We start from the raw sequence: 13178 nt of genomic DNA on the forward strand, positions 1-13178 counted from the left end.
AGCTGGTCGCGAGATCAGTCGATGGACCAGGGACCTTAGGTCGGTCTCCTGGACTATCTCCTCATCAGGCTAATCACGGTTTTTGACCCGGCTTTTTGCCGGGTCTTTTTTTGCCAGTTATTCTGGCTTTGGCTTCAGGCTAATGAAGTCTGTGGGTGCTGCAAAATCCGATTGGCGCGGATGATATCAAAAGAATATCTGTTGGCAAGAGAGGCCCGGTAGCATTGGGCCAAACTAACGCAAAATAGCACTTGAGAATCACTTGCACAGTCTCTAAGCTGCATCGGCGTCAAGGAGGACGCCCCCCCTTTTCACCCTCGCAATTTCCCCCGGTTTCTCCCTCTCTTGCGTGTAAAGTAGCAGCCATAAAAAAACGTATTCAGGAATTGATTATGGCCGTGGCTAGATCTTCTTTCGACATCAACGCGAACTTCGACAGTGGCAACATCGAAGTGCTGGACATCAGCAATCCTTTGCAAGCACTGCTGGCGATCAAGCCAGACACTCGCAGCCAGCATTTCCAGTGGTTCCACTTCAAGGCCAGCGGTCTGCACGTCGGTCAAGAGCATTGGTTTCGTCTGAACAACGCCAGTAAATCCTCGTACAACAAAGCTTGGGATGGCTATCAGGCGGTGGCGTCCTATGACCACGTCAACTGGTTCCGGGTACCGACCATCTTCGAAGGCGACTGCCTGCGTTTCAGTCTCGAAGCCACTGCGACCCATGCCTGGTTCGCCTACTTCGAACCTTACAGCCGGGGCCGCCATGACTGGCTGATCGAACAGGCACTCACCAAGGCCGGCACCGAACTGCTGGCTACCGGCAAGAGCGTTGAAGGCCGCGACATCCAGTTGTTACGCAAAGGTACTGGCGCCGAAGGCCAGCGCAAGGTCTGGATCATCGCTCAGCAACACCCCGGCGAACACATGGCCGAATGGTTCATGGAAGGCGTGATCGAGCGCCTGGAAAAACACGACGACCCGGTGCTGAAAAAACTCCTGGCCAGTGCCGACCTGTACCTGGTGCCGAACATGAACCCGGACGGCGCCTTCCACGGTCATTTGCGCACCAACGCCATGGGCCAGGACCTGAACCGCGCCTGGCAGAGCGCCAGCCAGGAAGTCAGCCCGGAAGTGCTGTTCGTTCAGCAACAGATGGAAAAGTATGGCGTCGACCTGTTCCTCGACATCCATGGCGATGAAGAAATCCCCCACGTGTTCACCGCCGGTTGCGAAGGCAACCCGGGCTATACGCCGCGGATCGAAAAACTCGAAGAGCATTTCCGCAGTCATCTGAAACATCAGACCAAAGACTTCCAGACCAAACACGGCTATACCCGCGACGAGCCTGGCAAAGCCAACATGACCCTGGCCTGCAACAGCGTCGGTCAGAAGTTCGACTGCCTGTCGCTGACCCTGGAAATGCCCTTCAAAGACCACAACGACGCACCGAACCCGCTGACCGGCTGGTGCGGCAAACGCTCCAAGCAATTGGGCAAGGACGTGCTGACGACCATCGCCGACGTGGTCGATACCCTGCGCTGATTGTCCTTTAACGTCAAAAGATCGCTGGCTTGCGCCGAAGGCTGCGATCTTTTGACGTTTTCACTGGGCAGCGATCCGCACACAATCCTGCGGTCCCAACAAACGCCCATCCTCGGCACGCAACTCCAGCGCCCGCACCGGTCGACCGTTCTCACGATCGACAACCCGCGAATGCGCCTCCCCCGCCTCAAAGAAAAACGCCTCGCCCCACTGCCGCAATCCTATGATCAACGGGAACAGGCCCTTGCCCTTCTCCGTCAGCACGTATTCCTGATACGCGCTGCCGTCTGACGCTGGCACCAGATCGAAAATCCCGTGAGCCACCAACGTGCGCAGGCGTGCCGAGAGAATGTTTTTGGCCATGCCCAGATTGCGCTGGAACTCACCGAATCGCCGCAGGCCATCAAACGCATCGCGCACGATCAATAACGACCACCAATCACCAATCGCGTCCAGTGAACGGGCGACCGGGCATTCGGCGCCTTCCATGCTTGTACGTTTAACCATGACCACGTCCGCTGGCAACCAATGTGGTTGCAATATAAAACCAGACTCCCTACCGTACAACTGGTTTTATTTTGAAACCACACAAGGAAGCCTGTGATGAAACCTGACCACACCTTGAGCCGCGCAGTCGTGCTGCTGTTTGCTGTCGCCTGCGGCCTGGCCGTCGGCAATGTGTATTACGCACAACCGCTGCTCGATGCCATGGCCGACGCTTTCGCCATGGAACCGGCAACTATCGGAATCGTCGTCACCCTTACCCAGATCGGTTATGGCGTGGGTCTGTTGTTGCTGGTTCCGCTAGGGGATCTGCTCAACCGCCGCCGGCTGATCGTCGTGCAAACGCTGTTGTCGGCGCTGGCCTTGTTGATGATCGGGTTTGCCTCGAACAGCATCTGGCTATTGCTCGGCATGGCGCTGACCGGATTACTGGCGGTCGTGACACAAGTCCTGGTGGCCTACGCAGCGACCCTGGCCATCCCGGCACAACGTGGACGCGTGGTGGGCGTGATTACCAGCGGCATTGTCGTCGGCATCCTGTTGGCACGAACGGTGGCGGGCGGCATGGCCGATCTGGCCGGTTGGCGTTCGATTTATCTGCTGTCCGCCGGGTTGACCCTGGTGATGGCGCTGCTGTTGTTTCGTGTGCTGCCCAGGCACGAAGACCCGCGACCGGATAGCGCTTACGGTGCGTTGATCGGCTCGGTATTCACGTTGTTCAAGGAAGAACCGGTATTGCGTCAACGAGCCATGCTCGCCCTGCTGACCTTCGCCAGCGCCATGGTGTTGTGGACACCCTTGGTGCTGCCGCTGAGTGCCCCGCCGCTTTCACTTTCCCACACCGAAATCGGACTGTTTGGCCTGGCCGGAGCCGCCGGTGCGCTGGCCGCCGCTCGCGCCGGGCATCTGGCCGATCGCGGTCTGGGTCAATGGACCAGTGGGCTGTCGTTGCTGCTGATGCTCGCCTCGTGGTTACCCATCGCACTCACCCAATCCTCGTTATGGGCGCTGCTGCTTGGGGTGATTACGCTGGATCTGGGTTTGCAGGCCGTTCATGTCACCAGCCAGAGCATGATCTACAGCGTGCGCCCCGAAGCGCAAAGCCGACTCACCGCCGGCTACATGCTGTTCTATTCGATCGGCAGCGCCTTGGGTTCCATCGGTTCGACGGCGATGTACGCCTGGGCGGGATGGATCGGGGTGTGCTGGCTGGGTGCGGGCATCAATGCGGTGGCGCTGATTTATTGGTGGCTGACATTGGCCCCAACCCGGAGCAAATCCTGTGGCGAGGGGGCTTGCACCCTCGCCACACTTTTCAGCAGCCCGGATCAGCTGCGATCCTTACCCCGCAGCATGCTGTTCAGCACATCGTCGCGGCGCACCCAACCGTGAAACAACGCCGCAGCCAAATGCAGCAATACGGTCAGGAACAGCAGATACGCCAGATACCCATGCGCCTTGCGCAGGAACGCAAACACCTGCGCATTCGCCGGCAGGATCGACGGCAATTGCAGTGAACTACTAAGCATCACCGGATCGCCAGCCGCCGAAATCATCGCCCAACCCAGCAATGGCAAAATCAACATCAAGGCGTACAACAAAGTATGCGAAGCCTTGGCCGCGAACGCTTGCCAGCCCGGCAGGTCCGCTGGCAGCGGTGGTTGGCGGGTCGAAAAGCGCACGACCAGACGCACGACCACCAGCAACAGAATCGCAACGCCCAAAGGTTTGTGCAGATGGATCAGCCACTGATGGCGCTCGGACACCGAGGCCGCCATGCCCGCGCCGATAAACAGCATCGAGATGATCATCAGCGCCATCAGCCAGTGCAGCAGCCGCGCCAATGGCGCGAAATGATTCGGTTGAGTGCTCATTGTCGAGACTCCTGTTTGGCGTTGGGCAATTGCGTCACTTCGCTGGTGCGGCGCAGGTAGGAACGGGCGTAACCCGCTGAACGAGCAGCGAGTAGCGGGTCGTCGGAGCCTTCGATACCGCTGGGCAATACCAGTGGGTCGTAGTTGATGTCACGGCACTCACCACTGAGTTGCGGCTGAGTACTTTCGAGCACCAAGGTACCGGCGTTCAGCACTTTTCGGCCGTCGGGCCAGGCCTTGCTCGCGTCGTTGACCGGATCTTCGGGGTTCGCCAGAGTAATGTTCAACTGCCAACGCAGCGGTCCGGCGGCCAAACGCTGCATCAAGTCTTTCTCAAGGAAATCACCGCCCTCGGGGACCGTTGCACCTGCCGCATCCTGAGCCACTGGCATCATGCTCCAACGCACCGCTTGCCGTTGCCCGGCCGCGTTCACCAGGTAAAACGCGTTGACGCTGTTATAGGTTTGCGTCGCGTAACTGGCCGAAGGTTTGGCGGTTTTGATCCAGGCCAGAAACGGCGCGGCTTCCGGGTGAGAACCAAAGAATGCTGACACCGCCGCCGGGTTTGGTTTGCCGGTAGCCGGATCCGGTGACTGTGCTTGTTGCAACTGATAGAACGCCTCGGGCGTGCCCACCGGGAACACGGGCATGCTGTTCATCCCGGTGCGCCACTGTTGACCGTTAGCCTGAGTAAAACGCAACGCCAGACTACGGATCGGCACGCTGTTGTCCGGCGCGTAAGGGTTACCGGCAGGCAGCGCGAAACGCCCGACCACCGGGGTCCGCGCTTCGCTGAACACTTGGGCAGTGGAATACTCGCGCGCCTGGCTGCTGCTCTCGAAATGCCCGATCACGCATACGCCTTTGGCGTGGTTACGACGGAACCCCGGGTGTACGCCGTTGTTTTTCTCCAGCACATTGACCAAGGCTTTCGGCGTCAGGCGCTGTGGGTCGAGTGTGCCGTTGACGTAGGCAAAAGCCCCGGCCAGCGCCGCGACCACCACGGCAATGCCGGTCAGGCGCAACGTCAGGCTCGCGGCACTCAACGGGGGCCGGCCTGGCCCCGTTGGCGGTGATGAGCGATCTACCATGAATGACTCCAGGGCCATCGGCCACAAGTGAGAAGAATCAGGCAGACGAACCGCGCCAGGGTTTATTCCATCGCCCGGTGTTTATTTTTCCAGGCGTGGAATAACCTCGAATGCCGGACGTCTTCCTGAACACTCACCACAGCGTAGTGACTAGTCAGAACTTCATGAACGATATCGACGAGCAACTCAGGGAAGTCATTCCCAGGCTACGACGTTTCGCCGCTTCGCTGACGCGCAACCCCAGCAGCGCCGACGATCTGGTGCAGGCCTGCCTTGAGCGCGCGCTGTCGAGTTGGGGCGCAAAACGCCCCGAAGGCGATTTGCGTGCCTGGCTGTTTTCGATTCTTTATCGGCAGTTTCTCGACGCTCATCGCCGCTCCCGGCGTTATGCGCGGATGCTCGAGTTTTTTACCGGCCGTGACGATGCGCAGCCTTCGGCAGAGCGCACCGTGATCGCCCAATCGACCCTGCAAGCCTTCGATCAGCTCAGCACCGAACAGCGTGCGCTGCTGCTCTGGGTATCGGTGGAAGGCTTGAGTTATAAGGAGGTCGCCGAGATTCTCGACGTCCCCACCGGCACCGTGATGTCGCGCCTGTCCCGCGCGCGCCAGGCCTTGCGCCAGCTCAGCGACGGCGAAATCACCCGTCCTTCTCTGCGGAGACTCAAATGATCAGCATGCCTCCCAGTGAGCGCGACCTGCACGCCTACGTCGATCACCAACTCAGCGATGCCGAGCGGCATCTGGTGGAGACTTATCTGGCCGGCAACGCCGAAGTCGCCGCGCAAGTGCGCTCCTGGCAGCACGATGCCCAACAGTTGCGCGCGGCCCTGAGCGGCGCCTTGCAGCAACCGGCCAACCCGCAACTCGACCCGGCAATGATTCGCCAGCGAGTCACACGCCAGTCACGCCGCCATCTGGCCAGCGCCGCGATGCTGCTGATCGCAATCAGCGTCGGGGGATTAGGCGGTTGGCAGGCGCGACAAATGACCCTGGTCAGCGCCCCGCTACCGATGACCGACGCCATGCAAGCCTACCGGCTGATTGCCCAGCAAGGCATCCTGCCGGCGGATTACAAGGTCAGCGATGACGGCGATATGCAGGGCTGGCTCGATCGGTATTTCAGCCAGGCCCAACGCCTGCCCAACCTGACCGCAGCCGGATACCAACCCATCAGCGGACGGCTACTCAGCACTGAACAGGGGCCGGCGGCGATGGTGGTGTATGAAGATCAGGGCGGCCACAAAGTCAGCTTCTACGTCCGCCCGCCAGGACCTAAAAACTTCCTCCTCCCTCGGGGGAGCCGCAGCGATGGTGAGTTGCAGGCCGAGTACTGGTCGGGGGCCGGGTACAACTATGCGATGGTCAGCCCGAGTGACACGCCGGCGGCGCAGATGCTCAAACAGACGCTGAAGTTCTGAACACTCCCACAGGGTCAGCGGTTATTTGGAGATCGCATTCAACCCTGCCCAAACACCTGCGAAGGCCTTCGCAACAGCGGATCGAACGGATTGATCCGCGGCCCGATCAGCGCGGCTTCACGCTTGAGCATCTCCACCACCGTCGGCAAGCGATCCGGCCCCAGGCGATCGCTGACCGTGGCCACACTCAGCGCCGCCACCGCCCGGCCTTCGCGGTCGAGGATCGGCACGGCCACCCCGGCCATGCCTTGCAATACGCCGGTGTTGCGCCCGGCGTAACCGAGGGTGCGCACATTCTCGACTTCCGAACGCAGGAACACTTCGTCGTACAGGTGGAAGTCCTTGAGCCGCGGCAAGTTGTAATGAATCACCGTGTCGCGCTCCTCTTCCGGCAGAAACGCCAGAATCGCCAGACTGCCCTGCCCTACGCCGAGCGCCACCCGCCCGCCGATGTCACCGGTAAACGTGCGGATCGGAAACGGCCCTTCACTACGATCCAGACAGATCGCATCAAAACCGCTGCGCGCCAGCAAAAACAACGAGTCCCCCAACGACGCCGACAGCCGCAGCAATGCCGGCCGCGCCAGCTCGCGCAAATTGCCGGTGTTGCCGGCGCGGGCCGCCAAGGCAAAAAACTCCAGGCTCAGGCGATAGCGTTTGCTGCGCGCGTCCTGCTCGACCATGCCCTCGTCCATCAGGCTGCGCAGCAAGCGGTGCGTCGTGGGTTGCGACAAACCGATGCGCTGCGCCAGCTGGGTCACGCGCTCTCCACCTTCGACGGTGTCCCCCAGACTGCGCAGCACTGCAAACAGTCTTGAGACTGCACCAACACCGACTTCATTTTTGTTTTCATTCCGCTCAATGGAATCAGGCATGTGATTTCTCGACGATAAATTTACTCACTGAATGAAACTGAAAATAGTCATCACTTCAGTGAAATAGGCCATTGAGCCCATCCTATTCTTCGTCCTACTCTGCGTCCATCAGGGGCGATTCGAACAACAGCGGCAGCCGACAGAAGTCGAGCGCCAACGCACCCCGGCAACATCCTTTTCGTATCTGCCCATACAAAAAAGCGCGCCTTTGGCGACGCATAACAATCTCAGGTGGAGCGCAGTCATGGCCTTCGTGCAACTTGAAAACCTCGGCAAACGTTACGGCGAAATCGACGCGGTCGTCGCCACCAATCTGTCGGTGGAAAAAGGTGAGTTCGTCTCCTTGCTCGGCCCCTCCGGCTGCGGCAAAACCACCACCCTGCAAATGATCGCCGGCTTCGTCGAAGTCAGCAGCGGGCGCATTGTGCTGGACGGTCGCGACATCACCCACGCCAAACCCGCCAGTCGTGGTCTGGGCGTGGTGTTCCAGAGTTACGCGTTGTTCCCGCACATGACCGTGCGAGACAACGTCGCCTTCGGCCTGCGCATGCGTAAAGTGCCCAACGACGAACTACAGCAACGGGTCGATCGGGTGCTGAAACTGGTGCGTCTGAACCAACACGCCGAGCGTTACCCACGAGAACTCTCCGGCGGTCAGCGCCAGCGTGTTGCGCTGGCCCGCGCCTTGGTGATCGAACCGCCGGTGCTGCTGCTCGACGAACCGCTGTCCAACCTCGACGCCAATCTGCGCGAAGAAATGCAGTTCGAAATCCGCCGCATCCAGCGTGAGGTCGGCATCACCACGCTGATGGTCACCCATGATCAGTCCGAAGCGCTGTCGATCAGCGACCGGGTGGTGGTCATGCAGGCCGGACGCATCACCCAGATCGACGCGCCCTACACCCTCTACGAACACCCGCGCACCGAGTTCATTTCCGGCTTCGTCGGCAAAGCCAATCTGCTGCCCGGCGAACGGGACAGTGCTGGCGTCGTGCAGGTCTGCAATCGTGACAACGGCGAGCTGACCCTGAGCCTGCGCCCGGAAAAAATCGATCTGCGTGATGTTGGCCTGGGCCGTCTGCAAGGCAAGATCGTCAGCCGCTTCTTCCTCGGTAGCCAATGGCTGTACGGCGTATCGACATCGTTGGGCGAACTCAGCGTGGTGCGCCGCAACGACGGTTCGGCCCCCTTGATCGAAGGCACGGCGGTCGGCCTCGACTGGGACACGGCGCTGCTGCGGGTGCTGAGTGTCGACGAGGTGTCGGCATGAGTACGCTTGCCGTTATCCGCCAGAGACATCAGGGTTATTGGTTATCCGCACCGGCCCTGGCGTTGTACTTCGGCCTGCTGGTTATCCCGTTGCTGTTGACGCTGGTGCTGTCGTTCAACGTCTTCGACTACAGCTCAGGAATTAACAGCGACGCCTACACCCTCGATCACTACAGCAGCCTGCTGGGCGATCCGTACTTCTACGAGATCTTTCTGAGGACGTTCTGGATCAGCGCCCTGACCACCCTGCTCTGCGTGGTGATCGGTGTGCCCGAGGCCTACATCCTCAGCCGCATGGGCACCCCGTGGCGCTCGATCTTCCTGATTCTGATCCTCACGCCGTTGCTGATTTCGGTCGTAGTGCGCGCCTTCGGCTGGAGCCTGTTGCTCGGCGCCGACGGCCTGGTCAACCAGACCCTGCAAGCCTTCGGTGGCTCGCCGATGAAGCTGCTTTATACGCCGTTCGCCGTGGTGATCGCGCTGGTTCACGTGATGCTGCCGTTCATGATCATTCCGGTCTGGACCTCACTGCAAAAACTCGACCCGGCCGCCGAACAAGCCGCGCTGTCGCTGGGCGCCAGCCACCTCACGGTGATGCGCAAAGTGGTGCTGCCGCAAATCATGCCCGGCGTGCTCTCCGGCACCTTGATCGTGTTCGGCCTCGCGGCCAGTTCATTTGCCATTCCCGGACTGCTCGGCGGACGCCGGATAAAGATGGTCGCCACGCTGATCTACGACCAGTACCTGTCGGAGCTCAACTGGCCCATGGGTGCTGCGATTGCCGTCGCGCTGCTGTTGCTCAACCTGCTGATCATGCTGTCGTGGAACCGAATGATCGAAGGCCGCTACCAGAAGTCATTGGGATAATTCGTCATGTCCAGAAACGGTCCTTTCGCCCTGCTGTTCCATACCCTGGTGGTGCTGTTCATGCTCGCGCCGTTGGTGGTGGTATGCCTCGTCGCCTTCACCCCGGAAAACACCCTGAGCCTGCCGACCACGGAGTTTTCCCTGCGCTGGTTCCGTGCAGTGTTCGAGCGCGCAGACTTTGTCGATGCGTTCTACAACAGCCTGATCCTGGCGTTCTGCGCCGCCACGCTGGCGACGCTGATTGCAGTGCCGGCAGCCCTGGCGATCACTCGCTTCGAGTTTCCAGGACGGGACTTTTTCAACGGGCTGTTCCTGTCGCCGATCATCATTCCGCACCTGGTACTGGGCGTCGCGTTGCTGCGCTTGTTTGCGCTGATGGGTGTCAACGGCAGCTTCGCCTGGCTGATCTTCGCCCATGTGCTGGTGATCACGCCGTACGTGCTGCGCCTGGTGTTGGCCTCGGCCATCGGTCTGGACCGCAGCGCCGAACATGCCGCGCAATCGCTGGGCGCCGGACGCTTCACGTTGTTCCGGCAAATCACCTTGCCGATGATTTTGCCGGGGGTCGCCGGTGGCTGGCTGCTGGCGTTCATCAACAGTTTCGATGAGGTCACGTTGTCGATCTTCGTCACCTCGCCGGCCACGCAAACCCTGCCGGTGCGCATGTACGTGTACGCCACCGAATCCATCGATCCGATGATGGCGGCGGTGTCGGCCCTGGTGATTGCGCTGACGGCATTGACGATGATTCTGCTCGATCGGGTCTATGGCCTGGATCGGGTTCTGGTGGGTAAACAATGAGGGCGCCGATGGCTCTGCTGAAACGACTGGCCGAAGGCGACCGCCCGGCCCTGGACTTTACCCTCGACGGCAAGCCTGCCCGTGGATTGCTCGGCGACACCCTGCTGACCGCCGTGCTGACCTGCAGCGAACACCTGCGCGGCAGCGATTTCAGCGCCGAACCCCGTGCCGGTTTCTGCTTGATGGGCGCCTGCCAGGACTGCTGGGTACGCCTGGGCGATGGTCGCCGGGTGCGGGCTTGCTCGACGCTGCTTGAAGCCGGACAGCACATCAACCGCGAACCGGGGCGCTCTCTATGAACACCAACTTCCCCTGCAGAAACCCAATCCCCTGTGGGAGCGGGCTTGCTCGCGAAAGCGTCGTGTCAGCCACCACACCTATTGAATGTGCCGCCCCCTTCGCGAGCAAGCCCGCTCCCACAAGATTGCAGTGTCGATCACATATGAGGTGGGTATGAAGTCTGTGGTCATCATCGGCGCAGGCCCCGCTGGAATCCGGGCGGCGCAAACCCTCGTCGCCCATGGCGTGCGCCCCGTCCTGCTGGACGAAGCCGCACGCGGTGGCGGGCAGATTTATCGGCGTCAGCCGGCGAATTTCAAGCGTTCGGCGGTCAAGTTGTATGGCTTCGAAGCACGCAAGGCCAAGGCACTGCATCAGACAATTGACGAACTGCGCAAGCAACTCGATTACCGTCCCGACACACTGGTGTGGAACGCCGAAGCTGGGGCGCTCGACACCTTGCATGAGGGCCGCGCCGCACGGCTGGAGTTCTCCCGGGCGATAGTCGCCACGGGCGCCACCGACCGGATTCTGCCGGTGCCAGGCTGGACGTTGCCGGGGACATACAGCCTCGGTGCGGCGCAAATTGCCTTGAAGTTTCAAGGCTGTGCCATCGGTGAACGGGTGGTGTTCGCCGGCAGCGGGCCGTTGCTGTACCTGGTGGCGTACCAATATGCCAAGGCCGGCGCCAACGTGATCGCCGTGCTCGACAGCTCGCCCTTCAGCGCGCAGGCCCGCGCCCTGCCCGGTCTGCTGTCACAACCGGCCACGCTGGCCAAAGGCATTTTTTACCGCACCTGGCTGACCGCCCACGGCATCCCGGTGCACCAGAGCGCCACCTTGAAACGCATCGATGGCGAACACCGCGTGCAATCGCTGATCTGGCATAACGCAGCAAGCGAACATCGAATCGAATGCGACGCCGTAGCCTTCGCCCACGGCCTGCGCAGTGAAACCCAACTCGCCGACCTGCTGGGCTGCGAATTCACCTGGAACCCGCTCAACCGCGCCTGGCTGCCGCAGCGTGACAGCGCCGGTCGCAGCAGTATCGCCGAGGTGTACCTGGCCGGTGATGGCGCCGGCATCATGGGCGCCGACGCGGCCGAAATGGCCGGTGAACGAGCAGCCCTGGCGCTGCTCGAAGACATCGGTTACCTGATCCCGCCACAACGCGCCACACGGCTGGAACAGTCGCTGAACACTATCGGCAGATTCCGCCAAGGCCTGGAGCGCGCCTTCCTGTTTCCCGAAAGCTGGGCCACCAACGCCGCGGATGACCTGATGATCTGCCGCTGCGAAGAAGTGCGCGCCGGCGACATCCGCCAGGTGGTGCGCGAAGGCCATTGGGAGATCAATCGGGTCAAGGCCCATTGCCGGGTCGGCATGGGTCGCTGCCAGGGACGGATGTGTGGCACCGCCGCCGCGGAAATCATTGCCTGCGAAAGCCAGCGCAACCTGTCCGACATCGGCCGGTTGCGGGCTCAGGCACCGATAAAACCCCTGCCATTCGGTCTGGAGGTCGAGCCATGATCGAGGTCGATGCAGTCATCATTGGCGGCGGCATTGTCGGCTCCTCCGCCGCCCTGTTCTTGAGCAAGGCCGGCCGTCGCGTTGCGCTGCTGGAGCGGGACTTTTGCGGCTCGCATTCCAGCGGCGTGAACTACGGCGGCGTGCGCCGTCAGGGTCGGCCGCTGTCGCAATTGCCGCTGTCACAACGGGCTCACGAGATCTGGGGGCAACTGCCGCAGTTGATCGGCATCAACGGCGAGTACCAGCGCAGCGGTCACCTGAAGCTCGCCCGCAGCCTCAACGACCTGCACGCCTTGCAGGACTATGCCGCCAGCAGCCAGGGCTTCGGCCTCGATTTGCAGGTACTCGAGCGCAACGAATTGCGCGCACGTTTTCCGTGGGTCGGAGAGGTCGCGGTCGGTGCCTCGTTGTGCCCGGACGACGGCCACGCCAACCCGCGACTGGTGTCCCCCGCCTTCGCGCAGGCGGCGCGTCGGCACGGTGCGCAAATCCATGAACAATGCGCAGTAACGGCGGTGGAGCATGACGGTCAGCGCTTTCGCGTCAGCACTCAAACCGGCCACGAGCTGCAAGCCCCCTGGCTGCTGAACTGCGCTGGCGCCTGGGCCGGCAGCCTCGCCGCACAATTCGGCGAAGCAGTGCCGATGCACGCCGGGCACCCGGCGATGCTGGTCACCGAACCGTTGCCGCTGGTGATGAATGCCAGCACCGGCGTCGAGGGTGGCGGCATCTATGCCCGTCAGGTCGCTCGCGGCAATTGTGTGTTGGGCGGCGGCCAGGGCTTTGCCCTCGATGACGCCCGCGCCCGGCCTGGTCAGAACGCAGTCATCGAAATCCTGCGCCAGGCCGTCGAGCTATACCCGTTTCTTGAAGGCGCCCAGGCGATTCGCACCTGGAGCGGCACCGAAGGTTATCTGCCCGATCGCCAACCGGTGATCGGCCACAGCAGCACTCAACCCGGTCTGTTGCACGCGTTCGGCTTTGCCGGCGCGGGCTTTCAGATCGGGCCTGCGGTGGGCCAGGCGCTCACCGAGATCATCTGTAGCGGCGCGTCAAAAACGTCGCTGGATGCATTTTCCATCACCCGGTTTCACTCCATCTCCGTTGCTTGATAGAGGAAGGTC

General features: G+C 61.5%; 14 protein-coding genes. 10 read left to right on the plus strand and 4 right to left on the minus strand.

Annotated features, from left to right (window positions below):
- Positions 1–392 precede the first annotated feature (392 nt).
- Positions 393–1544, plus strand: coding sequence for a M14 family metallopeptidase (locus tag AC1RQB_RS01420; protein WP_063343079.1), 1152 nt, complete (start codon positions 393–395; stop codon positions 1542–1544).
- Positions 1545–1604: 60 nt separating this feature from the next.
- Here the strand turns inward: AC1RQB_RS01420 and AC1RQB_RS01425 are convergent, their stop codons facing one another.
- Positions 1605–2051, minus strand: coding sequence for a winged helix-turn-helix transcriptional regulator (locus AC1RQB_RS01425; protein WP_008073121.1), 447 nt, complete (start codon positions 2049–2051; stop codon positions 1605–1607).
- A 96-nt stretch (positions 2052–2147) separates the two neighbouring features.
- Here AC1RQB_RS01425 and AC1RQB_RS01430 point away from each other — a divergent pair, with 96 nt between their 5' ends.
- Positions 2148–3440 carry an MFS transporter gene (locus AC1RQB_RS01430; RefSeq protein ID WP_241824479.1) on the plus strand — a complete coding sequence of 431 codons (1293 nt, stop codon included), beginning with the start codon at positions 2148–2150 and terminating at the stop codon, positions 3438–3440.
- Here the strand turns inward: AC1RQB_RS01430 and AC1RQB_RS01435 are convergent.
- Positions 3377–3922 carry a cytochrome b gene (locus AC1RQB_RS01435; RefSeq protein ID WP_063343078.1) on the minus strand — a complete coding sequence of 182 codons (546 nt, stop codon included), beginning with the start codon at positions 3920–3922 and terminating at the stop codon, positions 3377–3379. The genes AC1RQB_RS01430 and AC1RQB_RS01435 overlap by 64 nt on opposite strands.
- Positions 3919–5013: a catalase family peroxidase gene (locus AC1RQB_RS01440; RefSeq protein ID WP_063343077.1), complete on the minus strand. Its 1095-nt coding sequence runs from the start codon at positions 5011–5013 to the stop codon at positions 3919–3921. The genes AC1RQB_RS01435 and AC1RQB_RS01440 overlap by 4 nt, the downstream gene beginning before the upstream one ends.
- A gap of 164 nt (positions 5014–5177) precedes the next feature.
- Between AC1RQB_RS01440 and AC1RQB_RS01445 the strand changes: the two genes are divergently transcribed.
- A complete protein-coding gene (locus AC1RQB_RS01445; protein WP_008073118.1) occupies positions 5178–5684 on the plus strand; it encodes an RNA polymerase sigma factor in 507 nt (168 codons plus the stop codon).
- The gene (locus tag AC1RQB_RS01450) at positions 5681–6433 is read left to right on the plus strand and encodes an anti-sigma factor family protein (RefSeq protein ID WP_063343076.1); all 753 of its coding nucleotides are present in this window, start codon (positions 5681–5683) and stop codon (positions 6431–6433) included. The genes AC1RQB_RS01445 and AC1RQB_RS01450 overlap by 4 nt, the downstream gene beginning before the upstream one ends.
- Before the next feature lie 38 nt (positions 6434–6471).
- Here AC1RQB_RS01450 and AC1RQB_RS01455 read toward each other — a convergent pair whose 3' ends face one another.
- Entirely contained in the window at positions 6472–7308 is an 837-nt protein-coding gene (locus AC1RQB_RS01455; RefSeq protein ID WP_007896916.1) for an IclR family transcriptional regulator, read from the minus strand.
- Positions 7309–7552: 244 nt separating this feature from the next.
- On the opposite strand from AC1RQB_RS01455, the gene AC1RQB_RS01460 reads away from it, so the two are divergent.
- The 6 genes from AC1RQB_RS01460 (at position 7553) to AC1RQB_RS01485 (ending at position 13166) form a co-directional block, all read left to right on the plus strand.
- Entirely contained in the window at positions 7553–8578 is a 1026-nt protein-coding gene (locus tag AC1RQB_RS01460) for an ABC transporter ATP-binding protein (protein WP_063343075.1), read from the plus strand.
- On the plus strand, positions 8575–9444 hold the full coding sequence (locus AC1RQB_RS01465; RefSeq protein ID WP_063343074.1) for an ABC transporter permease: 870 nt from the start codon (positions 8575–8577) through the stop codon (positions 9442–9444). Before AC1RQB_RS01460 ends, AC1RQB_RS01465 begins: the two co-directional genes overlap by 4 nt.
- A gap of 6 nt (positions 9445–9450) precedes the next feature.
- The gene (locus AC1RQB_RS01470; RefSeq protein ID WP_007896923.1) at positions 9451–10245 is read left to right on the plus strand and encodes an ABC transporter permease; all 795 of its coding nucleotides are present in this window, start codon (positions 9451–9453) and stop codon (positions 10243–10245) included.
- Positions 10246–10253: 8 nt separating this feature from the next.
- Positions 10254–10544 (plus strand): (2Fe-2S)-binding protein, encoded by a 291-nt coding sequence (locus tag AC1RQB_RS01475; RefSeq protein WP_007896924.1) that lies wholly within the window; start codon positions 10254–10256, stop codon positions 10542–10544.
- 154 nt (positions 10545–10698) lie between these two features.
- Positions 10699–12054, plus strand: a complete 1356-nt coding sequence (locus AC1RQB_RS01480; protein WP_063343073.1) for an FAD/NAD(P)-dependent oxidoreductase — start codon at positions 10699–10701, stop codon at positions 12052–12054.
- Entirely contained in the window at positions 12051–13166 is a 1116-nt protein-coding gene (locus AC1RQB_RS01485; RefSeq protein WP_063343072.1) for an NAD(P)/FAD-dependent oxidoreductase, read from the plus strand. Before AC1RQB_RS01480 ends, AC1RQB_RS01485 begins: the two co-directional genes overlap by 4 nt.
- The last annotated feature ends 12 nt before the right edge of the window (positions 13167–13178 follow it).

The organism is Pseudomonas sp. GW822-FHT02E03 (genome assembly GCF_058802325.1).

Bases quoted from the DNA above. Each gene is read 5' to 3' on its own strand.
- AC1RQB_RS01420 (WP_063343079.1), top strand. From the start codon at position 393: ATGGCCGTGGCTAGATCTTCTTTCGACATCAACGCGAACTTCGACAGT.
- AC1RQB_RS01425 (WP_008073121.1), bottom strand. From the start codon at position 2,051: ATGGTTAAACGTACAAGCATGGAAGGCGCCGAATGCCCGGTCGCCCGT.
- AC1RQB_RS01430 (WP_241824479.1), top strand. From the start codon at position 2,148: ATGAAACCTGACCACACCTTGAGCCGCGCAGTCGTGCTGCTGTTTGCT.
- AC1RQB_RS01435 (WP_063343078.1), bottom strand. From the start codon at position 3,922: ATGAGCACTCAACCGAATCATTTCGCGCCATTGGCGCGGCTGCTGCAC.
- AC1RQB_RS01440 (WP_063343077.1), bottom strand. From the start codon at position 5,013: ATGGTAGATCGCTCATCACCGCCAACGGGGCCAGGCCGGCCCCCGTTG.
- AC1RQB_RS01445 (WP_008073118.1), top strand. From the start codon at position 5,178: ATGAACGATATCGACGAGCAACTCAGGGAAGTCATTCCCAGGCTACGA.
- AC1RQB_RS01450 (WP_063343076.1), top strand. From the start codon at position 5,681: ATGATCAGCATGCCTCCCAGTGAGCGCGACCTGCACGCCTACGTCGAT.
- AC1RQB_RS01455 (WP_007896916.1), bottom strand. From the start codon at position 7,308: ATGCCTGATTCCATTGAGCGGAATGAAAACAAAAATGAAGTCGGTGTT.
- AC1RQB_RS01460 (WP_063343075.1), top strand. From the start codon at position 7,553: ATGGCCTTCGTGCAACTTGAAAACCTCGGCAAACGTTACGGCGAAATC.
- AC1RQB_RS01465 (WP_063343074.1), top strand. From the start codon at position 8,575: ATGAGTACGCTTGCCGTTATCCGCCAGAGACATCAGGGTTATTGGTTA.
- AC1RQB_RS01470 (WP_007896923.1), top strand. From the start codon at position 9,451: ATGTCCAGAAACGGTCCTTTCGCCCTGCTGTTCCATACCCTGGTGGTG.
- AC1RQB_RS01475 (WP_007896924.1), top strand. From the start codon at position 10,254: ATGGCTCTGCTGAAACGACTGGCCGAAGGCGACCGCCCGGCCCTGGAC.
- AC1RQB_RS01480 (WP_063343073.1), top strand. From the start codon at position 10,699: ATGAAGTCTGTGGTCATCATCGGCGCAGGCCCCGCTGGAATCCGGGCG.
- AC1RQB_RS01485 (WP_063343072.1), top strand. From the start codon at position 12,051: ATGATCGAGGTCGATGCAGTCATCATTGGCGGCGGCATTGTCGGCTCC.